The following is a 22,525-nucleotide window of genomic DNA, read 5'->3' as shown; positions in this document are numbered from 1 at the left end:
CTACCGACGGACCGGCCGCGCCGGAGCGGCACGAAAAAAGCGGACCGACGCCTCATGACCGGAGATCGAGATGGAGGCGCTCAATCCTGCAGATTACGCCAGCCGCCTGTTCAATGGAGGTCGGCCGGAGCGAAACCACCCCCATTCGCCTCCGCGGCTGTGAGCGGCAGGCCGTGCTGATTGATGTCCTGGGCGAGCGACAACAAGGCCATTTCCAGGAAATAGGTCGACATGCCGAGTTCCAGAGATTTCGACCGCTGGCATAGGTAGGAAACCATCCGCCCAAGCGCCAGAATCTCGTCTGCATCGTCCTGTTCAAGTACTGCTGTGGTAGGCGTGACCATGATTCCCTCTCGACAGTCGACGGTATGAGAACGCGTGAAACCGCGTTGTTCATTTTCGACCACATCGAGCGTCACGCGAGCGTCACACCTGCGTCAATCGTCGTTTTTGGTTTCCGCGGTGCCAGCATTTTCAATGGCTTCGGAAGCTGCCAATGATGTGACGAGGGCAACAATGCTCTTGCGCACGGCGGCGCTCCTGATGCGCGAAAAGGCCTGGTTGAGCGAAAAACCTTCGTTGGAGGCGACAAATGTCTGCATGGCGTTGATCGAGCCGAGGGCCGGATTGGCTTCTCCGCCGTCGGGCGTGGCATTGGCGAATAGCGAACTGACCTCTACACCGAGGATGGATGCTATGGCCTGCAGGCGTGATGCGCCGACGCGATTGGCGCCTTTTTCGTATTTCTGCACCTGCTGAAAGGTGATGCCCAATCGCCCGGCCAGCGCGCTCTGGCTCATGCCGAGCGACTTGCGGCGCATTCTGATTTGCGCGCCCACATGCACATCGATCGGGCTGGGTAGTTTCGCTTGCATTACAAATTCCTCCGGCTGTGAGGGCTAATTCGATGATCGTCAATTAATATTGTCGAAGGTATACATTCAACACAATTTCCACGGGTATTATGAACCTTTATTGCTAAAAGAACAGGGTTTTTCATCTGGAATCGATTGTCAGAGGCCCCGCATTATAACCTTTGTAGCGCAGCGCAACGCCCCGTTGCGGCTTGCAAGATGACTGAATCCCAAAACGCCGATCGCACGAAAGCCGAGGCTTTCCCATATCCGCCGATTTTCCGCATCGAAGTCCGCGAGCAGTTCCAGATCGCCGAAATGCGGAACCCAGACCAACGGCTGGGTCTCGCCGTTGCGCGTCACGTTTTCAAGGAGGACGTTGTTGTAAAGCCTCGGCAGGCATTTGTTGGTGTCGATGGTGGGCAAAACCGGCACGGGATTTCGCAGGATGGCGAAACCCTGGCGCGCGAGTGAAAGAGCAGACGCGTCCAGCTTCCGTTTCAGCTCCTCGGCGGCACGGGGGTAGCGCATGTCACCGGCTTCCGGATCGGCGACGAGCAGAAGCGGCCGCCCGTCGCGCCGAAGTCCGGTTATCGAAACGAACTGATCGACGTGGAAACCGCACTGGTGGATGTTCCTGGCGGCCATTGCCGGTCCGGACCCCGTCTGCGAAAGGTCTGGTTGGACTGTTTCGCCGAGGTCTTCCGGCCTATAGCCGAAGCTGAAGACGGCCCGTGGGTCAAGAGCCTCGATCCGCAGCCAACGACGTGAAAGGGTGGCCGGCGCGCTCCGCGCGCTTTGTGCGCCGCCCTGCAGGCTGGCGTGGCCGACCAGCCGGTAATCCGGGCCGACAAGTTGGTTGCCGCCGGGCAGGATGACATCGGAGATTGCGGTCCCAAACCCGAAACGGACTGCAAGCGCCTGGCTTATAGCGCTCTCCCCGCTTGAGACCAATTCCGGTGTCAGGGCGTCTGCGCGCAGCCGGACATGGAACATATCCTGTATCCACGGGTGCGGAACGGTGCCGGGTTCATCAAGCGTCACCAAGTCTACCTGGCAGGTGACAGCGAGACGATCGAGCCAGCTCCGCGCGGCTGCAAGGCACGGACGATCAACCAGCAGAAGAACCGCGACATTTCGCGGCAGGGTCAAAAGCAGGTTACCGATGGGAACAAGAGGTGAAACGGTAAAGCCGATCCCGGCGTCGGCAAACCAAGCGGCGGGCAGCGAGAGCGCGATCGTCTCGATGAGGCCACCACAATCGGCCATCAGAGGCGAAGGCTGATCAGTGGTCACCGCGTGGACCTCCCGCGGTCCGTCCGGACGCCAATTGCTGGAAGAAGAGAGTATTCTGGAATTTCCAGCCTGGCGGTGGCGGGGTCGGTAACGCGCTGCCGTTCAGTATGGCCAGAAGCAGGGCGGCGTCGTTTCGTTTGACGGAAACAGCATGAGCGGCGAGAAGATTTGCCGCTTCGGCTTCGAGACCGGCCTCCGTGGTGACGGAGCGCCAGGTCCTGCGGGTGAAATGCAGAGAGCGGGCGGCATCCAGCAGGGCGTTCCGCTCTGCGGGCCCGAAGGAGGTTCCGCACGCCGCGAGCGTTGCTTCGGCATCAACCAGCGCGACAGTGAGCGGGCTGTAACCGAGCTCTCTTGGGGCGTGGTTCACGGCCACATCGGCATCGGAAAAACGCCGTCCATCCCGATAGTCTTCGAAGACGTGACCAATGCCGATCATGCCAAAGGCGGCGCATTCTGCCGCGCGCAGCGCGCCCATGCTGGCGGCACCGAAAACGGTGACGCCTGATGCAAGCGCGTAAAGGATTTCCTTGTGCCAGACGGCGGCGCAATCGCCATAAAGCCCATCGATCAGCCCAATGACCTTGATGTCTTGACGGACCGCATCGAGAATATCGCCGCATGCCGCCGGGCCGCGAAGATCAAGGCCGGCGAACTGGCCGGCAATGCCGTGGATGGATGGGCCCGCGAAAACCACCGGTTTCATGTCGTCCTCCCGGCCTTCAGAAAACCCTCGAGCGTTCGTTGCGATAGGCGTTGCATTCCGCGGCTAAGCGGGGCCAGCCCGCTTGCCAGGACGCGCACGACGTGCAGCCCGGAGAGGCCCGTTTTCAGCGTAAAAACATGGACATCGTCGATGCCATGCGCAAAAAGGTGTTCCGCAAGCTGGCGCCATGGCGGCAAAAAGGTTTCGAAACGCGATAAGTCGAGACTGCCCGGCGCCTGTTCTGCCTGATTTGCCCCAGGGGCCACGGGCTTGGAAGCAACCCCGTCACGCCGATAACGAAGCGGGGAGAGATCGTCGCGGGCACCACTAATATCCGTCAACCGCGACTGGACCGCCTCCAGTAGCGCGGCAAGCGCGGCGTCGTAAACGTCGGGACGGCAGGCCGCCCCGGCAGCGCTGCGGGTCGCCGGCCCATCCTGCGCATGAAGCGACCGCGGCAGGCTTGCCATCACCACCGGCACGCCGAGTGCATTTGTCATGTCAAAGAAGGAGGGCGGCAGACCGAGGTCCGAAAGATGCCGGACAAGCCTGTCGAATGATGTTTCGACGCCCGCTGGCAACAGGATCGGTCTGGGGCTGACGGCGCGGGTTTCGAAAGCGTCCACGAGAAAGCAGGCGTCGTTTTCGATCAATTCCTGCAGGGCATGGAGGACGACGTGGTCATGATTGAAACCGGCTGCGAGGCCCTGCGAACTCATGAGGAAGGCTTGCCGGTCCCAGGGGAAATCCGCTCGAAAATCCATGCCGATCAGCTCAAAGGGAGCGTAGATCTCCTGCTGCCGACGAACCGATGTTCCCTTCACCCACGCGCGTTCACGCTGGGGGTCGAGCATGTCCATATCGACCCTGCCAACGCTCTCGAAGGGGATTAAGGGAAAACCCTTGTCGCGCATATCGTGGATTGAGCCGAAAGCGACCGTGTGTCTGCGGGTATCCTCGGCAACCGCGCCTTCGATCGCCTCCATCACGGCAGAGAGCCTCGCCTGCGCCGGAACTAGTCCCTTGCCCTGTGACACCGATAAACCGCGCGAATTGGGGCGAACCGCAAACCAAACGGGTATGCCGACAATATCGAGGCCGGTCACGTCGCCGACACGGGTAATCCCGAACCGCCGGAGCAGTTCGGGATCGAAGATGGAAGCGTCTGCATCACCTTTGTCCGTTGTCGCTGACATGGAAGGACCTTGAGCGGTCAAGGCTTCACAATCGCCGTCAGGGCGCGGCGTTCGGGTCGTCGGCAAGGATCGCGTCGAACAATTCGCCGGTGATCGAACCCGCGGGCCCGACTGCCTTCAGTGCCGCTTCGATCGGCGTCAGCACCATGCGGTTGAAATCCCAGCCGGCATCGACCACTTCACCGATAAAGGCAAAATCGGCTTCGGACACGACGGCGCCGCCTGAGACAAGCGCCTCGATGCCTTGAATCTGGACCTGGTCCAGCTCGGCTTCAGGTTGGCCGTCCTGGCGGACAAGCATGGCCTTGGCTGCTGCAGCCACGCGGGCGTAACCATCCACGCCGGGGTGGCTCGCCTCATAGGCGGTGATCGTTTCGTGCGATACCGAAGCAACCCTGAGCGGCGTGGTGCGAATGAACAGAACGCCAAAACCCTTTTTCCCGACGATAAAGAAATGCGACGACATATTCTCTCCTATTTGATCCCGGCTAAACGAAGCGCTTGATAAAATTTTTCGTTTGCTACCGGGTCGCGGTCCGGAGACAGGCTGCTGATCTCCCTTGCCGTCATGCCCGGATAGTTTTCCTGTAGCCTGCTGCCGGCTTCCCGGGCGGCGGCCAGATCACCGTGAAGCGCGTGACTTGCGGTCAGAACTCGCAGCGCGGGCTCATCGTCTTCCATGCGACCGCAGAGTTCCACCGCGGCCCCATAATCTTCTCGCTTGAACGCGATGCTGGCCCCAGCCCACCAGTAAATATCGGGGGCGAGCGGGTTGAGGTCGATGGCCTGCTGAAATTTTTCCCACGCGACTTCCGCCTCACCGAAATGGGCGAGCGCATCGGCATGCTGGAGAAGCAGGTCGGCTGAGTTCGGGGCGAGCGCTTCCGCCTCGAAGAATTTCTCGGCAGACATGTCGAAATCCCGCTGATAAAGCGCCACCACCGCGCACATCCAGTGGCCGACGCCGAGGGCCGGATCAATCTCCACAGAGGCGTCAGCCTCGGCCTTGGCGCGGTGCAGCAGGTGAGGGTCGTTACCGCCCAGCATCAGCCACTCCAGTTGCAGACTTTGCGCAACGCGGGCGCGGGCGACCGCCATTCCGTGATCGAGATCGACAGCCTTGCGGAACATCGAGCGGGCCCTGCGCAGGAGCGGCAGGTCGCATTTGCCGCGCAGAAGCTGCTGGCCCTCCAGCAATTGCCGGTAAGCCTCGCCACTGTGGTTACGGTCGGGTTCCACCTGAAGCCGCTCGATCTCCCGCGCAAGCGCAGCAGCCACCTGTTTGGACAGCAGCCGGAAGGCCGCGTGGATGTGCCTTTCGGTCAGCACCGCCTCCAGCGACCAGACGATTTCACCGGTCGTTTCCTCGATCAGCGCCACGGACATGCGGGCATCGTCAAAAACTGTCGACATGATGCGATAATCGGCCCGCAACATGGCATATCCGTCATCCGCCCGGTCATGCGAGAGCGCAAAGGTACTGTGCGGTGAAAGGACGGTGAAGGTCCGATACCGCACAAGGCTGTTTGCGACGTCTTCGACAAAGGCCTGCATCACCGGTGAAACGGATAGCCCGTCCACCCGCGCCGGCCGGCAGAAAGCCACGCGCGGTTTTGCCAGCGATTGCCGGCGACTGCTTTCCTCCGGCTCGGCGGGGGTCGCGATTGTCGCGGTGAGGCTTTGTATTCGCCGCCTCAGCGCGACGGTTTCGGCTTCCGGCGGGCGTCCCTCCTGGCGGAGCTGTTCCAGCAACAGCTGGTACATGCTCTCGCAACCGCTGATATTGCCGATCCGCGCATAGGAGGCCATGGCGGCACGATAGGTTTCTTCGCGCTCCGGCTCGATATTGCGCGCGCGCTCGGAAAGTCTGGCGATATCATTCGAGCTGGCGCGACCGAAGCGGGTCAGCTCCTCCAGAAGCTGCGTGTAGCTCGAAAAAAACAGGTCCTTGAGACGGCGACGCTCTGAAAGCAGCCAGAGGTAGAGATGGTCCTGGCCGGCATCCAGTCCCTCCAGAAGGTCGCCGCCGAACTCCAGAAGGGCCTTCAGCCGCCGCATCGGGTTTTCGGCTCTCGCATCGGCGAGAAAAAGCGCGAGGTCCGTGCGCTGCGCCAGCTTTCCGGCCTTCAGATCATTCCCTTCCGTCAGCAGAATGGCCTCGTCGTCGCCGAAGAGTTTCTGAAGGCGCAGAATGAGCTGCCGCAAATTGCCCAGCGCCCTTTTTTGCTCGACATCTTCCCACAGCAGCGATGCGAGGTGCTGGCGGGACAGGGACTGGTTGGGAGCAAGGATCAGGGCGGCCGTGAGGGCAAAACCCTTGGACGGAAAAAATGCCTCCCGCACCGCTTCACAGCGCGGGGTGCCAAAAAGCCGGATCGCTATCAGTTCATCGTTCCCAGCCACTTTCGTCCCCCTTGAATCACCATCTAACAACGTGCCCGGGAAATTGAAAGTCATCATAGCATTCGATTTGACGCTGGTGTGACGCCGCCTGCCTATTGTCGCAAACAGAAGCGTGAATGACGGGCGGAACCGGCAGGCGACAGGTATCGGGGATCATCGAAAGTGATAGCGTTCAACGGAAGCTACATGGCATTCGAGCCGCGTATTGAGCCTTACCAGCGCGCCGATGACGTCGGATACGCGGTTAGTGAATTCATGTGGTTCAAGGGCCGCCCGTTTTATCCGGTCTCGGCGCTGGTTCACGCGAAGGTCGCGCATGCAAGGCTGTCGGCGGAAAAATGCGATGATCAGGATGAGGACAATCTCGACATTCTCTTCCGCATGCCTGCCGTGGCGGGCGGACACTTCTTCGAGATCGTGCTGCGTTCGAACGAAGGCACTTTCTATGGCGGCTGGCTGTGGGGAGAGGAACTGGAAATCCTGAACGAGGTGGTCAACGGCTATCGCGTTCTGGCGGGTAAATTCGACGACAGGCTCATCCGGTTCGAATATTCCAGACGTTTTCAGCGTTACCGGACGGTGGAGCCGCTGCCGGTGGAGAAATCAGTTTTCCTGATCCAGCGGGAGGCGAAACCTCACCCGGGCGGGCGGAGTTTTCCCGCGGGCGCGGCGCGCTGATTGCGGGGTGCTTCGCGTTCAGGGGAGAACGCGGCGCGCGGGCAGAGGGGGTTCGGTAGATTCACCTGGCAGAGCTCAGGCCTGATCGGGGAATACCGGTGCATATTTTTATTTTTATTGTGTGGAAAATTATGATGCCCAATCAAGGTAACATGCGTAACAGGCGGGTGTCATCGCAGCTTCTGGCGGTGAATAGCGCTTCCGACAGCCGTGCGTTTTCGACGGAGCGCGCCGAGGGGGAATCACGTCCGCAAGCTCATAAAGACAGGCTTCATGTCGTGGAAGAGGGGGAAGCCGGGCTGGCGTTCCCGCCGCGCCCTTCGGACGTGCGCGAGGGGGAAGAAGCGGGACGCCGGGCGGAAATCAGCAACATGGTCGTCGACGCCGATATCAGGGTCGCGAAATGGGCATGGGCAGTGCTTGCGATTGGGCATTGTCTGCTGATCTATTTCATGGTGCGTAATCTCGGTTGACTCCTCCTGCCCAAACGGGCTTCAACAGCCGATATCGTCCGCCACTAATTCGGGCATCGGAACTTGGAGAGTGTCGCACCCCCGAAACTGAGTGGATATCCAGTCCGGCTCCTCCGCAGCCCTGTAGCGCCGCTTCCGCCACGTCGATTTGCGGACTTCGCTCAGCGGAATGTCATAAAGCTGTAAATGAACAAACTTAATTGAGTGATCGGTCTCGATGGAGACGCATCACCACGGTCCACCCGTTGGCCTCGCCGGCGGGCACGGACTTTTCTTATCACGTCGCTTCGGCCGAGACAGACCATGTCTGTGCTGGCCGGCCTGATCTTTCGGTGCGGCATGACGCGCTGCGCGGTCGCGCGAATTCGCATGACTTTCTTAGCTCTGGAGATGACGAAGTGAGCAATCTTATTGGTACCGGTTTTAACGCCGGCTCGGACGATGGCGAGTTCGCCACGCTTGAAAACGATTTGCGTGCCCTTGCCGATATTGACTGCGACACCGTCGAAATCGCCGCCACCAGCCTCGACGTGATTGCCGGCGGCCGCATCATCGAGGAGCGCGCGGACCGTCTCGTGTCGCTCGCAAGGCAGTTCGGCTTCCGTTACACGGTGCACGGCCTGGTTTCATCCAACTTCATGGATCCGGTGACCTGCCGCTACCAGATCGATGCCGCGAAGGCGCTTGCCGTTCTCTGTGACCGCATCGGTGCGGGTATTCTTGTCCAGCATGGCGGCGCGCTGCGCGCTGACCAGATCGCCGAGCGGGCAGAGGCCGATCATCGTGAACGCGACGCGCTTTTCGAACTCGCGGAATTCTGCCGGCCCTATGGTGTGCGGATTGCGCTCGAAAATATCTTCACCACCGAACCCGGCCAATACCGCCAGACACCGGCTGAGGTGGCAGCGACCGTTAAGGCTGTCGGCCACGACAATGTCGTGGCGCTGATCGACTTCAGCCATGCATATCTCGAATCCACTTATCGTGGCCTGGACTTCCGTGAACAGCTTCGTGCCATGGCGCCGGTCGCCGGTCATCTCCATGTCCACGATTCCTTCGGCCGGCCGCAGGGTTTCTACCAGCCCTATTTTCCGCAGGAAAACACAGCGCTCGGCATCGGCGATCTGCATATGCCGCTCGGCTGGGGCGACATTGAATGGGAGAGCATCTTCTCCGAACTGACCTTCCTGCCTGACACCGTTCTGATGATGGAAATCGGCCGTCGCTATCGGGCCGAGCAGCCCGCAAGCCTCGAAACGGCGCGGCGTCTGATGACGCTTAACGCCGAACGGACACTGCTCGCAGCAGAGTGAGGGAACCGAATTGCGCGCGGCCGCGATCGGCTGACGCGGCTGCCGGCATTCTGTTCACGCTGCCCAGTCGGAGAGCGAATAGGCCCTGATGTAGTCGATCATCATTTGCGAACCGTCGCTGAAATCACCTGCCGAGGGTGTTCCCGCCATGCCGCCGACGGCAAGATTGACGACCATGTACATCGGATCATGCATATCGTCAGGCGTATCCGTTTGCGCAACGGCGACATCATCGAAATACCAAGTGATGTGTTCGGCATCCCACAACACGCCGTATGTGTGAAACCCCTCCGTGCTCGGCACGCTGACGTTGTTGATGACAGAAGTCTGTTCGCCGGTCGCATTCGAATGTGTGGACATGATGAGCGTATTGGGATTTTGGCCGCGCATTTCGATCACGTCCAGTTCCGGCGGCCACGACCCGTCTTCCGGCAGAAGCCAGAAGGCCGGCCAGGCACCGCGATCGGTCGGCATATCGGCGCGAATTTCAAAATATCCATAGGTCTGGCTGAAGGAGGAATAGGTGTTCAGCATCCCGGAGGTGTAATCATATCCCTCGACCTCGTCGGCGATCGATTGCGGGGTCTCGGCAGCCGTGATGGTCAGGACGCCGTTTCTGACGCTGAACGGGTCTACCTCCGACGTTCCGGTATATGCCGGGTTGATATACCACTGCGCCTCGCCATTCGTCGTCAGGGAACTGCCCTTCTCCGGTGCCCACCAATATTTGGCATCCCAGGTTCCCTGATCACCGTTGCGCAGTGACAGCGTATCAAACTCGTCTGCAAAGGTTTGTGTCAGGGATGACCGGTCGAGGCTGAGCTCGAACTGATCGGGCTGGATATCCTCTATGGTCGTTCCGGCCAAAACGACGGCTTCGCCATTCGAGAAATTCAGCCACAGATCATTGCCCTGCTGCGTGGCATTGCTTGCAAGCTGATCGAAGGAGGTAATGCCGTAGCCATTGAGGCGGATCGTGTCATTGGCGCTGAAATCCATGATGAGATCGGTGCCATTGCCGCTCGTGAATACGAACGTATCCGCACCGCCGCCGCCAATCAGCACATCATTGCCGGCACCGCCGTCAATCGTCTGGCTGCCAGATCCGCCGGTGATGATATTGTCGAGCGAATTGCCGAAGGCATAACGGCCATCGCCGGTGACCCGCAAGTTTTCGAAATTTTCGGGAAGTGTATAGCTCATCCAGGTGTCGATCGTATCGATACCCTCTCCGGCATTTTCGACGGCGCGATTGATGCTGGAATAAAGATAATAAATATCGTCCCCGGTGCCGCCCGCCATTGTCACATTGACGGAACTGTCACCCCACATGGAATCATTGCCGGCCGTACCGGCAAGCAGCGGGCCGGAGCCCGTGGCGGAGAAAAATCCGGTGGAACTGCCGCTATAGTAGAGTGTGTCTCCAAGCGCATTCACAACTGTTCTGGCCATAAGCCTTCTCCTGTCCTTTCGCGTCGCTTCCTACCTCCTCCTGAACAACAGCCTAACAGCGCGAAAAGCTTCCTGTTAGGGCCAGAAATGAGGGGTATGTTCCGTTCCGGACGGAGGGGAGATATTACGCAGAGAGTTGGCTCGTTCCTGTTTGATTGAGATCGAAAGATCGTTTCTTGGATTTGTGCTCTTGCTGCGTTGCTGCCGGTAGTGGCAAAATCGCTCCGGGTTAGCGGTTGTTGTCAGCATCCCGTCGCAATGGAGTTGTAGGATTGAGTGTAGCCTTTACCAAGGAAGACAGTGCGGAGACCGCAGCCGAAACGGTTCTGCCGGATCGGGTGATTTCACCTCATCCCAATCTGGTGACCAAGACAGGGCTGAAAGCTCTGGAAGGGCAGTTACAATTGGCCCGTGAAGCCTGTGAAGCCGCTGGCGCGATCGAGGATGTAAATGAAAGGCGGCGCGCTTCTGCCGGCCCATTGCGAGACATGCGTTATTTTGCGGAGCGAGTCCGCACGGCTCAGGTGATGCCAGATCCGCCCACAAATGCCGTTGTGGCATTCGGCAATCTGGTAACCTTCCGCCGCGACGATGGCCGCACGCAGCGGTTGCGGATCGTTGGCGAGGATGAGGCCAATCCCGCCAGGGGATCGATGTCCTATGTTTCTCCGGTGGCTCGGGCCTTGATGGGAAGAGCGGTCGGAGACTTTGTCGGGTTGGCTGACAGGGAGATTGAAATTGTCGACATTTCGTGACCGGCACCTTGGCATTGGCACCAACATTATCACCGGGAAAATGGCACTGCCGAGCTGCCTCCACCGCTGGCCATTGCCGTCAGCCGCATCATGACGTTCTTCAGGAAAAACCTGAAATCGAGGTCGATAGAGGCGTATGCCAGTGCTAGTCCCACATGCGCCATGAAGACGGGATTAAAATTCAGTTCTTCAAATTGGTAACCGATAATGACCGCTATCGCGGAATAGGCGAAAAAACCGACTTTGCGTTTCCGAAGGATCGTATAGACGAGTGCGAAGGCAGCTAGAAGGCAAAACGGGATGCCGGAGGCGTAGGCAGTAGCCAGAAAGCCGTTATGCGGCGTGCCGATACCCGCGACCTGCGTAAGCTCCTGAATTCGTGCCGTGAAACCGACGCCGAAAGGGTGATCGAGCATCACTTGGAAGCCGCCTGCGATGGTTGTCCATCGTTCCTGCACGTTGTCGGTACTGTGGCTGTCCTCCACAAAGCGTTTCGAGAACGCCTGTTCTGCGAAATCGAGAATTCCGAAGGGCAAAACGGCAGCGATGACGAGCGCAGATAGAGCGAAACCGAAATACGTGCTGAACAGCATTCGTATCGAAAAATTTCTAAAATAAAAATAGAGTCCGATCGCGATTACCGCAAATAGGCCCGATCGATTGAGCGTCAGCGTGAAGCTGGCCAAATATACCAGTATAAATATAGCAAAGAGCATTGGGCGCTTGTAGCGCTCCGCAAGATGAGCGGCTGCCGCACCGGCTAGAGCGAAAGCCGGTCCGGCCGTGTTGCCCACCGGCCATATTCCCCCCGCCTTCTCCAAACGTAATAATAGCGGGCTTATTTCACCTCGAGCCGCGGACTCCAGCACCGACGCCTCATCGAACATGAAGGATAGGCCAAGCGAGGCGAGCCTGTCATGAATGACGATATCCAGGAACAACAGGATAGTCACTGCGATGAAACCGATGAACATGCCCCAAGAGAATAATTCGAGAAGGTTCTCCTTGAAAAGCATATAGGCGAAAAAGAGGAAATAGATCGCGTAAAAATATGTCAGCGCTGTCGTATAAAATTCGCCTTCGCCACGATCATCCGCGAAGAAAGTAGAAAGTAGAAAAAAAACGGTCAGCGGAACGAGATAGAGAAGAATGATTGAGGGGGTGAGGCAGCGAATATAGAGAATGGCGATAACAGGAAGCGTTACCAACACCAGCATGTCGCTAATGTTCAGGAAGCGCAGTCCGATATTGCTCGTCACGATGTTGCATTGAATAAAAAAGCCAATGGAAAAAACGAAGATCGCCAGGATCACGCTAGGCACATGGACGATTTTGGAAGGATAAAACGGCATCGCTAAGACGAAACCCGGTATCGATAATCGATACGCAGCCCCGTTATTTGCATGACGTGTCATTCGCGGCCTTTATTCTTCGCTGCAGACAATGAAATTGTCCTGAGGTTGTTGGGCGCCGCGACCGTGGGGTGAGGCGTTGGATAGTGATCCTGATGACGTCAGCGTGCAAGTCCTTTCCTTTATTCTTCAGCCGGTGAGATTACCTTTCGGCAAATCTCCCTCCACCGCAATTATCCTTTGAAGGTAAAGCGGTGCATTGGACGTCGGGACACTATAGCCAAAGGCTGGGAGGACTCGGAGGTAGAAACTGTATCCGCTCGGATCGATATCGGGATCCAGCGGAATTCCATTGGCTGTGGCCCACATCCAGCCGCTGTTATCGAGGATGCCAGCGTCTCCAAATTGCAAGGTGCCGCAGATGATCGTCCTGAGATCGCCCCCGCTTTTAGCAACCAAGTCTACAAAAGGAGTGCGTTGTCCTGCGCTGTTCTTATAGAGCACCGCAAAGGAGAGAGTCTTGCCGATCATCGCGGCCGCTTCTTCGTTGCGGAAATAATGGAAAAGCCCGCTGAACTCGCTGCCATTCGCTCGCAATGCGAGGCTATAGGCGAAAGAGGGGGAGAAGGTGACCTCCGTGCTCTTGGTGGCGGAGGCTGACTCTGCAAGGGACCAGCCTGAAGGAGCGGGCCCGGACCATTCGGTGAAATCGCCGTTGGCGATCAGGTTGGTGGCGGATAGTTTTGGCCAGCATGGAGTCTCGAAGCCGCTATTCGGCGCTGACGCCAGATAGGCGGCGAACAAGGTTCTGGCGATGAGCGCCGAACCTGTGCTGCTGGGATGAATATTGTCGTTGTAAAGCGTGGCGTCCTTGCCGTTTGCGATAAATGCCGCATGGGTGTCCACCAGCGTCAGGTTCGGGTGCGCCCGGGCGACGTCCAGTATGGTGTGATAGACCTTGTCGTAGCCCGTTCCATCCTTCCAGGGGTTTTGGGTGGTGATGAGCTGTGCAGCGCCCGGCCAATGCCATTCGGTCATGCCCAGCGGCCCAAGCAGGGCAGCCCTTCCGGGGCTTCGAATGCCGCCCGGCGTTTCGAAGCTCTGCATATTATATCCGTGATGCATGATGCAAAGGTCGGGGCGTGGAATTTGCAGCGCCGCCATGCGCTGCTCGGCAAGCATGTAGCCCGGCCTGCCAACCGGCAGTGTGGCGAGATAGACAGTCAGCGTCGCGCCCGTGCCGGCGCGCAGTATAACCGGGTCAGCATAGGCCTTGGGACCCGTCGCGGCATGGGTCTGCCATTCCGCCCAGCGGTAAAGCACGACCTTGATATCATGCAGGCCGCCAAGCATGATGGCGAATTGCTGGAATGGCCCGTCGTCCGCATGGGCGGTGCTGTCGCCATTCACGAAGATCGTGGCGTTCTTGCCCGCAACAAGACGGGCCCGCAGGGGGGAGAACGCATCGACTGATCCCGCCATCGCCGTGCGGTTTTGTTGGGAAATGCCGAGCGATACGCCGATCATGCCGGCACCTCTTCCGTTCCGGTCATATATATGCATATCTTGTCTTCAAGCAGCATCATTTCGGTCTCCTTGTCTGCCCCTTGAGAATAACCTCGCGGTGAGGCCCGGGGAAAAACACAGGGAGCCGGACGCTGAATCGCAATAAAACTGCACGTCACGAATTTTCTTCGATTTCAACTAAAGCATATAAATAAAATAGATTTTTTATTTTATCTGGGTCGGATTTGTGATCCGCACGAAGGTTTGAATGTCACTTTTTTTCCGCGCGATCAAGTATTGTTATTTCTCAATTACTGTCTCCGCCAAATATCCCGCCGCCACTGACGGAGGGGGCGGTCGTTCTGACCCCGACCCCGGTGATGCCCGCAAGACGGAGTGGTGCTATCCCTGGTGTCTGCATGCCGTGGAGCTCAAGGCATGACATCGGCGCTTTTCGTCAGCCACACGGGGGAAAAGGGCGGTGCCGAACTTTTTCTGGCGGATATCGTCAAGGCCGGGCCGCGCTCCTGGCGAGCCTGCTTCCTCAGTGGCGGTGGGGCAGCAGACGATCTGGCGGAATGCGGCAGGCCGCCTCTTCTGCTGTCTGCGGGAGAAAAAATGCTGTCGATCCGGCGGGATTCGTCGTTCGGTGCGATGCTGCGAGGGGCCCTCGATGTTTTGGCCGTTGCCTGGCAGCTCAGCCGTCAGGCAAAAAACCATGACGTGATCTGCGCCAATTCGCAAAAGGCGCTTTTTGTCTGCGCGTTGGCGGCGAAGCTCAGTCGTCGGCCGTTGATCTGGATCCTGCATGATATTGTCACCGACCCCGCCTTCAGCGCCGCAAACCGCCGCGCCTCGCTGACATTCTCGCGTCTTTTCGCAAGGCTGGTTGCCGTCAATTCGCAAGAGACGGGCAGGGCTTTTGTGAAGGCGGGAGGCGAGGAGGACAAGGTCCGCATCGTCTATAACGGTTTCGACCCAGCCAAAGCGTCAGTTTATGACCCCGCAAGAGCGCAGCAATTGCGCAGGGAGCTCGGCCTTGGCCCACAGCCACTGATCGGATTGTTCGGCCGGTTGAGCGAATGGAAGGGGCAGCATGTTTTCCTGGAGGCGATTGCTGCAATGGAGGGGGTCCAGGCCGTGATCGTTGGCAGCGCGCTTTTCGGGCAGGAGGCTTACGAAGCCCGCATCCGCACGCTGGCATCCAGTCTCGGTCTTGATTCCCGTGTCCGATTTCTCGGTTTTCGCCCGGATGTAACGGAGTTGATGGCGGCGATGGACGCGGTTGCCCATACCTCAGTTGTTGCCGAACCGTTTGGTCGTGTGGTGGTGGAGGCCATGATGTGCGGAAGACCGGTTGTCGCCACCCGCGGCGGTGGGGTCACCGAGATCATCCGTGATGGTGAAACCGGCCTGCTTGTGCCGCCTGCGGATGCGCCGGCACTGGCCGCGGCGCTGGGCCGCATCCTGACGGACCCGACGTTGGCTGAAAAACTGGGGAAGAAGGGGCGGGAAGATGTGATGTGGCGTTTTTCGCTCGAGGAAACCTGCAGGACGATCTCCGCGCTTTTGTCTGAAGTAGCGTGACGCTGCGGTCTGCGACCGCTCACAGGCGGCAATCCCAAACGGGTGGAAGGTTGGAATGCGCATTCTCGTGAACATGCCGAGCCAGTATGGCGGGAAAGCTTCCGGCGTTGCCCGCGTAACCTTCAGCCTGCTGGAGCGGCTTCTGGAGCAGACTGATGATGATTATATCCTGCGCTCGCCCTGGACGAGGGCGCAATTGCCCGCGGAATTGCGCGACAGCCGCCTGCGGCTGATAGAGACGGCTCGGCCGCACATCATGGTGCTTGACGTGCTGCGGCAGGCCATGACGCTGCCGGTGCTTTGCCGCCGGGAAGGCATTGACGTGCTTTTTAATGCCGATCCTTTTGGCAGCCCGCTGGGCGGCAGGCGTCGGATCACCCTTGTTCACGATCTCTATTTCAAGACCATACCTGAACAGATTGGCTGGCGGGCGGCCTTGACCACCGATTTCATTTTTCGCCTCATGCTGGCCGGTTCGCACCGGATCGCGTGTGTATCCGACGCGACGCGAATGGATCTTGCGCGTTTTTATCCCGGCGCTGCCCGCAAGAGCGTGACCATTCATTCCGACAGCACGTTGAAGCTGGAGGCAGGGGCCACGGCTGCGCCGCCGCCGATCGCGGGGCGTTACATACTGGCGGTTGGAAACGCGACCTCGAACAAGAATTTTGCTCTTCTGGGCAAGGCTTTTGCGCGATTGGCCCCGACGATGCCGGACCTGCGTATTGTCCATGTGGGCCGCGACGAGGCGGAAGAAATCGCCAACACGCTTGACGATCCGGGATTGAAGGCCCGGCTTATCCGGCTTTCAGGCATCGATGACCGGGAACTGGCGGAACTTTATCGTCATGCAGCCTGCCTTTGCGTGCCTTCCACTTATGAGGGCTTCTGCCTGCCGGTGCTGGAGGCGCAGCAACTGGGATGCCCGGTCGTCTGCTCCAATCGTTCTGCGACACCAGAAATTGCCGGTATGGGCGCGCTGACCTTCGATCCCTCGGACACCGATAGTCTCGTCGCAACTCTGGAGCGGCTCTTTCGCGAGCCGGCGCTTGCGGAGACGCTGCGCCAGGCGGGTTACGAAAACCGCAGCCTTTATTCCTGGGAAAAGGCGGCGGAGACATATGCGCAGCTTTTCCACGAGACGGCCTGACTATGCCGTGATCGGCCGCCGCAGATCAGCATAAAGTTTTTCATACGCGGAAATCACCCGTTCCGGCGCGACGCCTTGAGAAATCCGCTCTCTGGTTTGCGCCAACTCTGTAAGAACGGCGGGATTTTTCATGGCCTCGATCATACGGGCGGCAAGTTCGTTGGCATTACCTGGCGCAAAAAGGCGGTCCGGCCTGTCGCGGCCAATCTGTTCGGCAACTCCGGCGAGATTGGCTCCAATGACAGGGACGCCGCGCAAAATGGCCTCCGCTACCGTTCTGCCGAAAGCCTCCGGCCACAAAGGCGGCACGACGAGGCAATCTATGCCAGCAAAAAAACTGTCGGCCTCGACATATCCGGGAAAGTCGACGGGCAGGCCTGATGCCTTTCGCTTATAAGTTTCGATGCCGCCGGGCGCTCGACCGGCCATGGTCATTCGCCAACCTTGCGGGGGCAGGAGCCGCATGGCCCCGATAAGGAGATCGGCGCCCTTGGGTTCTTCGATACGTCCGAGATAACCGAAAACCAGCGGTTCTCCTGCAACACGGGCTTTGCGGGGGTTCAACGATTCTGGTTGCGCGATGGCGTTCCAGATTATCGCGCGGCGATTTTCAGGAACATGTGTGAAAAAACCGGCCTCCAGATGGCGTTTCAGAATGTCGCTGCCAACGCCGGTGACAGCATCCACCGCGCCTTGGCAGCGCCGGTGCAGACAGGAGAAGGCCCGGCATTTTTTGCTCCTGCCATCGCAGATATGCCCTTCGTGAAACAGGGAGCCATTGGTGCACATGCTGGTGAAATCATGCAGGGAGTGCACAAGCGGAATACCGCGTCTGCCAATCATCGGCCAGATCAGCGGCGTCAGTTCCGAGAGGGAATGGGTATTGACCACATCCGGACGAAAATCCTCAATGACGCGCGCCAGCCGCTGCACCAGCCGGGGATCGATCTGGACGGCGACCTTGTAATATTTGCGTTTCCATTCTGCTTGCCCCTCCCAATCCCCAATGAAAAAGGGCGTCGTATGTCCAAGCCGATGAATGGCGAAACCGTCTCGCAATTCTGCGGTCTGGCGCTCCCGGGAAATGGCGGCAACCGCGATTGTATGTCCTTTCCCAGCCAAACCCCGGGCAAGGTCTTCGACGAATATCTCCGCGCCTCCTACGCGGTCGGGAGAAAACAGTGATGTCACCTGCAAGATACGCATGTTTAAATTCCTGTGCCGGCGGCCGAGACGGAGGAAGCGGCATTGGCCGAAGTTTGTCTGCGCCGATCTGCTCCTGGTGGGTGCAGGCAAAGGGTGAAGATGGGTGCGAGGAAAACGGCGTAAGCCATGGCGAAGCCCGGCACTTGCAGTGAAAAATCGAGGGACGAGTGCAGCGCCACCAGCAGCAGCCCGGCGAGGCCGAGATGCGAGGCATAACGATAAGTTTTGCGCCTGCGGGCCCCGCGAATGAAAATAAGCAACTGGCCGAACAGGAAAAATGCCGCATAAAACGGGAAAGCGGCTCCGAGGGTCAGCAAGCCCTCGGCATACACATTATGGGCATGGGTGACGACGGCATCGACGCCGCATTCCGCGGAATGATAGGGAGCGTAGGTTTCTGAAAAGCTGGCCAGCCCCGCGCCCAGGGGCCAGTTATCCGTTATCGCGCGTGCAATACCGGGCATATAGCAGAAGCGCATGTCGTCTTCGAGGCGTGTTTCCATACGCAGCGCTACACGATTTGCAAAAAGAGCGAAGAGGCCGATGGCAATGGCGAGCAGGATTGCTGCGCGTCGTCTGGAGCCGCGTCTTCTGCGCCGTGAGGGAGCGACATTCCGGCCGGGCCCGGGAGAGTTGAAAACGATGAGAAGGATGAGCAAAAGCAGCGCCGCGAAACTGGACATGATGCCCGCGCGTGATCCCGTCAGCATCAGGGCGATGAAACAGAACCCGGTCAGAAGGCCGATGAAGGCGGCGTGGCGGATGAGGCGTTTTTGATCGCCCGGCACTGTCAGGCGGTTTGCCACAAGCGCTCTCACCCTTCCCCAATCCGGAGCCGCCAGCTTGTTATTCAGCAGCACCACAAGCGTAAGCAGGATAAGCCCGAAGAAAGTCGCCGCCGTATTGCGGTTGACGAAGAGCCCCGTCAGGCTGCCGAGATAAAAACGCTTTTGAATAAGGCCGAGCATATCGGGAAACAGGAGAAATTGCAGGATAGCGCCCAGCGACAGCCAGCCGCCGGCGATTGCGAAGCATCGCAGTGCTTTTGCCGCACGCTCGTCCGTATTACAGATCACGAGCCCGGTCATGAAGGCGCCAAAGGGCAAGGCGGCGCTCAGCAGGCCCAGCCAGTCATCTGCCGGCGTGAGCGAGATCGTGGCAGCGGGCGCCACCTGCGTAAACATCGCGGCGGCGGACCAGGCGGGGTTGGACGGCAGTACGCCCTGCCTGGCGGATGTCTGAAGCAAGACCTGAAGCATCAGTGCGCCGAGCAGAAGACAGGCCGCTGCCAGGGCCTTCCCTATGGCGGGCTGGGGCGGGCCGAAGAGAGGCAGGGCGGCAAGGAGCAGCAGATAGGCGGCGAATGTGATGACGATCCGGCTTTCGATGTCGGTTGCGCCGCGATTGAGCAAGGCAAGCAGGAATATGGTCCAGAAAGCGATCGTGACGATTGCCTGGGCGCGATGCAGAACAAATGCCGGCCGGGGCGGCGAGGATGACAGCAATTCCGGTGGAGCGTCGAGGATCTGCATGATGTTCGGCTTTTGAGATCTGCTTGTTGTGGTGACGATGAACTAAAGAAAGGACTTGGCGCTTCCGTGTATCTCAGGGCCGTGGTTTGGCGCTTTGCATGCCGGTCTGAAGCTCCTGGGAGCAGACATGCCGCAACGACCATCGCAATATTTCGCCCTGCCTGCCGCAGACGATCGCGGTGTCGGCTTCACGGGCCGCCTCAGCCTGCGGTAGGGCGCCTTTGGTAAATTGTTGCCAGATGACAAAGCGCCCGCGGATCAGATTGGCATCGGCGGGGCCATAAAGCTGGGAGAAATTCGTCAGCACGGCGATTTCCATGGCAGAGGCGTTGCGCAACGAGCGAACCATGGCGAGGCGCAGCCACACATCGCCATTGGCGGGAAGACACGACAGGGCGTGGCGCATATAGGTTTCGGCAAAACCGAGGCGCATGGCATCCGTTTCTGGCGATGCATCCCCGGCATGGGCGTCGATATCGGCAAGCACGAGCCGCATCCCGGCCTTGATGATATCCGAACGGCAGATTTTTTCGGCAATGACGGGCTGCAGACCCTCGACGGTTTTCGTCAGCAGATCGGGAGAGAGACCATTGTCCTCGTCGGCAATGCGCGCCAAAGCGATGATATCGGAAAACCGTCGTGTTTCGGAAAAAGCCTGGGCCGCGAGCAACAACACAAATAGCGAAACGATCAATACCGGCGTGACCGTCAGGACCCTGCGCAGGCTCGGCACGCCAGCGGTCCTAGTCATGATAATATCGCGTGTAGCGGGAATGATAATATTCGCTTGAACCGTAAGCCCGGTAAAGCTTGAGCTTCTCCGTGTCGACCTTGTTGAGAATGACGCCCAGACATTTCTTGCGGATTTGAACTTCGTTTTCGATGGTGTTGCGAACCGCCCGCCGTGCGGTTTTGCCCCATTCCGTGACGAAAACGAAGCCGTCGATCCGGCCGGCCATCGCCCGCGCATCAACAACGGGGCCAAGTGGCGGGAGGTCGACGATGATGTAATCGAAGGCCCCGCTTGCCTCGGCCAGCAGGCGGTGCATCTGCGCGGAAGTCAGGAGTTCCGAGGAGTGCGGGACACGCTGCTTGACGACCGTGGGCAGGAAAGCAAGCCGAGTCTTTTCATCATGCACAAGCGCCTCGCGGATGGAGCGACCTTCCAGCAGCACTTCAAGCAGGCCTGCTGTCGCGTGGCGGGCAAGGGCGCGGGTGGCGCCCGGGTTGCGAATATCCGCATCGAGCAGCAGCACCCTTGCGCCCTGTGCGGCCAGAAGCTGCGCGAGATTGATGGAAATTGTCGATTTTCCCTCACTCGGCAGGGCGGAGACGACGCCGACGACCCTGGCGCCGTTTTTTGCCGCTATGCCAAGATCGATCGCCAGCCGCGTGCTGCGCAGTGTTTCGGCGAAGGAGGAGAGTGGGTGGTCTACGGCATAACGGGCAACGCCGGAGGGGCGCGTGACGGTTGGGCCGCCATCTTGCCCTCTCGGTTCCGTGTCTGCGGCCAGCTTGTTCGGCACAAGCGGTGTATTGCCCAGAAATTCCAGGCCAAGCACGTCGCGGACCTGCTCCCCCGTGCGAAAAAAGCGATCGCGGAATTCGCGGAACATGGCGACGCCGCCCCCCGCGGCCGCACCCATGATCATGAACAGCGCCAGAATGAGCGCCTTGTTCGGCTTGCTCGGCGTTCTCGGCGGTACGGCCTTGGAGATCACGCGCGCTTCCGTCACCGGGAAGGACTGCTGCTGCATGGCCTCCTGATAACGCTGCAGGAATGTCTGATACATGTTCTTGTAGGTTTCCGCCTCGCGCTGCAATTCGCGAAGCTGAACCTGCGTCTCGCCAGCGGAGTTGCTGATATTGGTGGCCTTGGCGACGGTTTCGGCCAGGGATTTCTCCCTTGCGTCGGAAACTTCCAGATCGCTCTTATAACTTTGCGCGATACGGCTGATTTCCTGGAACATCAGCCTGCGATATTCCTGCATCTCGTTGCGCAGACGCACCGCCTGCACATGGTTGGCGCCCAGCCGGCCGGTGATCTCGGCTTCGACCTTCGAGGATTCGAGATATTTCTTCCGCAGGTCGTTTGCGACCGAACTGTCGAGAATATCCGTCACGACCGCATCGACATCGTCGGTAGCGAGGATGTGTTCGATACGTTGCACTCTTGCCCGCGCCCTGGCGGTTTCCGATTGCGCCAGGATAAGCGCGCTGTTCGACTCCGCCAGCTGCTGGTCGGAAAGCAGCCCGTTATTGCCGGTCGAGATCAGGTTATGCTCAGCACGGAATTTCTGGACGGCGAGGTCGGTCTCGAGCGCCCTCTGGCGCAGTTCGGCAATGCGATCGGACAGCCAGTCGCTCGCCCGCCTCGTTGCCTCATATTTGGAATTCAGCTTGTCCACCAGATAGGCTGCGGCGACCGCGTTGACGATCTGCGCTGCAAGGACCGGCGACGTCGAATTATAGGTGAGTTCCAGCGCATAGGTCCGGCCGATACGCTTGACGCTGAGACCCTGCAGCAACCGGTCCGAAAGACCCCTTTTCAGGGTTCCGTCATCCACTACCGCCTCTTTTGTCGCCGGCGCGAACCATTGCGATACGTTGACAAGTGAGCGGATGGTGCCCAGCACGGAGCTTAGGAACGAGGCGCGTGTCGCCCTGAATTCCTGGTTTTCCGTCAGGTTGAGGCTGTCGACCACGGCGAGCCCGATGGTTTCCGATTGCAGCACCTCGACCTGGCTGAGAATGGACGCCTCGTCCTCGATCACGCCCCCGATCGTCGAAAGCTGTTCGACAACCTGGCTGTTGTTGCGGTCTATCAAAAGGGTTGCAGTAGCGGAATAGATCGGAACGGCTGTGGCTGCGAAAGCAAGGCCGATTGCCCCGGCAACGGCGACGGCCGCCAGCACGATGCGCCACTGACGGCGAACCGTCGCAAGTGCGGCATCTATATCGATAAAGTCAGCCGTAAAGCCGTTTTTATCGAAATCGGCCATCGTCAGTGGATCGTGCCTTTGCAACAACTGTCAGCCTCGCTTTTTTAGGCAGGCACAGGGCCTG

20 protein-coding genes are annotated in these 22,525 nt (G+C 59.1%); 6 read left to right on the top strand and 14 right to left on the bottom strand.

The annotated features are described in order from the left end of the window. Positions 1–110: 110 nt before the first annotated feature. The 7 genes from ACZ47E_RS21895 to ACZ47E_RS21865 all read right to left on the bottom strand — a co-directional run bounded on the left by ACZ47E_RS21895 (position 111) and on the right by ACZ47E_RS21865 (position 6,509). Positions 111–344, bottom strand: a complete 234-nt coding sequence (locus ACZ47E_RS21895; protein WP_004445594.1) for a hypothetical protein — start codon at positions 342–344, stop codon at positions 111–113. A gap of 93 nt (positions 345–437) precedes the next feature. Then, entirely contained in the window at positions 438–875 is a 438-nt protein-coding gene (locus ACZ47E_RS21890) for a helix-turn-helix domain-containing protein (RefSeq protein ID WP_006697702.1), read from the bottom strand. A 138-nt stretch (positions 876–1,013) separates the two neighbouring features. Then, the gene (locus tag ACZ47E_RS21885; protein WP_022562989.1) at positions 1,014–2,150 is read right to left on the bottom strand and encodes a hypothetical protein; all 1,137 of its coding nucleotides are present in this window, start codon (positions 2,148–2,150) and stop codon (positions 1,014–1,016) included. Then, a complete protein-coding gene (locus ACZ47E_RS21880; RefSeq protein WP_022562988.1) occupies positions 2,140–2,856 on the bottom strand; it encodes a TfuA-like protein in 717 nt (238 codons plus the stop codon). Before ACZ47E_RS21880 ends, ACZ47E_RS21885 begins: the two co-directional genes overlap by 11 nt. Next, positions 2,853–4,052: a YcaO-like family protein gene (locus ACZ47E_RS21875; RefSeq protein ID WP_004445590.1), complete on the bottom strand. Its 1,200-nt coding sequence runs from the start codon at positions 4,050–4,052 to the stop codon at positions 2,853–2,855. The genes ACZ47E_RS21880 and ACZ47E_RS21875 overlap by 4 nt, the downstream gene beginning before the upstream one ends. A gap of 37 nt (positions 4,053–4,089) precedes the next feature. Next, positions 4,090–4,518, bottom strand: coding sequence for a hypothetical protein (locus tag ACZ47E_RS21870; RefSeq protein WP_004445589.1), 429 nt, complete (start codon positions 4,516–4,518; stop codon positions 4,090–4,092). Positions 4,519–4,526: 8 nt separating this feature from the next. Further along, positions 4,527–6,509: a BTAD domain-containing putative transcriptional regulator gene (locus ACZ47E_RS21865; RefSeq protein WP_004445588.1), complete on the bottom strand. Its 1,983-nt coding sequence runs from the start codon at positions 6,507–6,509 to the stop codon at positions 4,527–4,529. A 132-nt stretch (positions 6,510–6,641) separates the two neighbouring features. Between ACZ47E_RS21865 and ACZ47E_RS21860 the strand changes: the two genes are divergently transcribed. The 3 genes from ACZ47E_RS21860 (at position 6,642) to ACZ47E_RS21850 (ending at position 8,919) form a co-directional block, all read left to right on the top strand. Beyond that, the gene (locus ACZ47E_RS21860; RefSeq protein WP_004445587.1) at positions 6,642–7,133 is read left to right on the top strand and encodes a hypothetical protein; all 492 of its coding nucleotides are present in this window, start codon (positions 6,642–6,644) and stop codon (positions 7,131–7,133) included. 98 nt (positions 7,134–7,231) lie between these two features. Next, a complete protein-coding gene (locus tag ACZ47E_RS21855; RefSeq protein ID WP_309762064.1) occupies positions 7,232–7,606 on the top strand; it encodes a hypothetical protein in 375 nt (124 codons plus the stop codon). A gap of 398 nt (positions 7,607–8,004) precedes the next feature. Continuing rightward, positions 8,005–8,919 (top strand): TIM barrel protein, encoded by a 915-nt coding sequence (locus ACZ47E_RS21850; protein ID WP_022562986.1) that lies wholly within the window; start codon positions 8,005–8,007, stop codon positions 8,917–8,919. Between the two features lie 54 nt (positions 8,920–8,973). Here the strand turns inward: ACZ47E_RS21850 and eglC are convergent, their stop codons facing one another. Further along, positions 8,974–10,371 (bottom strand): endo-1,3-1,4-beta-glycanase EglC, encoded by a 1,398-nt coding sequence (eglC, locus tag ACZ47E_RS21845; protein ID WP_022562985.1) that lies wholly within the window; start codon positions 10,369–10,371, stop codon positions 8,974–8,976. A gap of 272 nt (positions 10,372–10,643) precedes the next feature. Between eglC and greA the strand changes: the two genes are divergently transcribed. Further along, complete coding sequence (gene greA / locus ACZ47E_RS21840) at positions 10,644–11,126, top strand: transcription elongation factor GreA (RefSeq protein WP_004445578.1); 483 nt, start codon at positions 10,644–10,646, stop codon at positions 11,124–11,126. A 29-nt stretch (positions 11,127–11,155) separates the two neighbouring features. Here the strand turns inward: greA and ACZ47E_RS21835 are convergent, their stop codons facing one another. Next, entirely contained in the window at positions 11,156–12,541 is a 1,386-nt protein-coding gene (locus tag ACZ47E_RS21835; RefSeq protein ID WP_022562983.1) for an O-antigen ligase family protein, read from the bottom strand. A gap of 126 nt (positions 12,542–12,667) precedes the next feature. Further along, positions 12,668–14,005: an SGNH/GDSL hydrolase family protein gene (locus ACZ47E_RS21830; protein ID WP_022562982.1), complete on the bottom strand. Its 1,338-nt coding sequence runs from the start codon at positions 14,003–14,005 to the stop codon at positions 12,668–12,670. A gap of 417 nt (positions 14,006–14,422) precedes the next feature. On the opposite strand from ACZ47E_RS21830, the gene ACZ47E_RS21825 reads away from it, so the two are divergent. Both ACZ47E_RS21825 and ACZ47E_RS21820 read left to right on the top strand, forming a co-directional pair. After that, positions 14,423–15,571 carry a glycosyltransferase family 4 protein gene (locus tag ACZ47E_RS21825; protein WP_022562980.1) on the top strand — a complete coding sequence of 383 codons (1,149 nt, stop codon included), beginning with the start codon at positions 14,423–14,425 and terminating at the stop codon, positions 15,569–15,571. 55 nt (positions 15,572–15,626) lie between these two features. Continuing rightward, the gene (locus ACZ47E_RS21820; RefSeq protein WP_022562979.1) at positions 15,627–16,721 is read left to right on the top strand and encodes a glycosyltransferase family 4 protein; all 1,095 of its coding nucleotides are present in this window, start codon (positions 15,627–15,629) and stop codon (positions 16,719–16,721) included. On the opposite strand, the gene ACZ47E_RS21815 is transcribed toward ACZ47E_RS21820, so the two are convergent. The 4 genes from ACZ47E_RS21815 to ACZ47E_RS21800 all read right to left on the bottom strand — a co-directional run bounded on the left by ACZ47E_RS21815 (position 16,722) and on the right by ACZ47E_RS21800 (position 22,461). After that, positions 16,722–17,927 (bottom strand): glycosyltransferase family 4 protein, encoded by a 1,206-nt coding sequence (locus tag ACZ47E_RS21815; RefSeq protein ID WP_022562978.1) that lies wholly within the window; start codon positions 17,925–17,927, stop codon positions 16,722–16,724. Positions 17,928–17,929: 2 nt separating this feature from the next. Next, on the bottom strand, positions 17,930–19,459 hold the full coding sequence (locus ACZ47E_RS21810) for an O-antigen ligase family protein (protein WP_022562977.1): 1,530 nt from the start codon (positions 19,457–19,459) through the stop codon (positions 17,930–17,932). Between the two features lie 73 nt (positions 19,460–19,532). Next, entirely contained in the window at positions 19,533–20,210 is a 678-nt protein-coding gene (locus ACZ47E_RS21805) for a hypothetical protein (protein WP_022562976.1), read from the bottom strand. After that, positions 20,203–22,461 carry a polysaccharide biosynthesis tyrosine autokinase gene (locus ACZ47E_RS21800; protein WP_112635200.1) on the bottom strand — a complete coding sequence of 753 codons (2,259 nt, stop codon included), beginning with the start codon at positions 22,459–22,461 and terminating at the stop codon, positions 20,203–20,205. The genes ACZ47E_RS21805 and ACZ47E_RS21800 overlap by 8 nt, the downstream gene beginning before the upstream one ends. Positions 22,462–22,525: the final 64 nt, after the last annotated feature.

It is taken from the genome of Agrobacterium sp. 5Ca39 (assembly GCF_055382365.1).
This window is presented reverse-complemented; position numbering and strand designations above follow the sequence as displayed.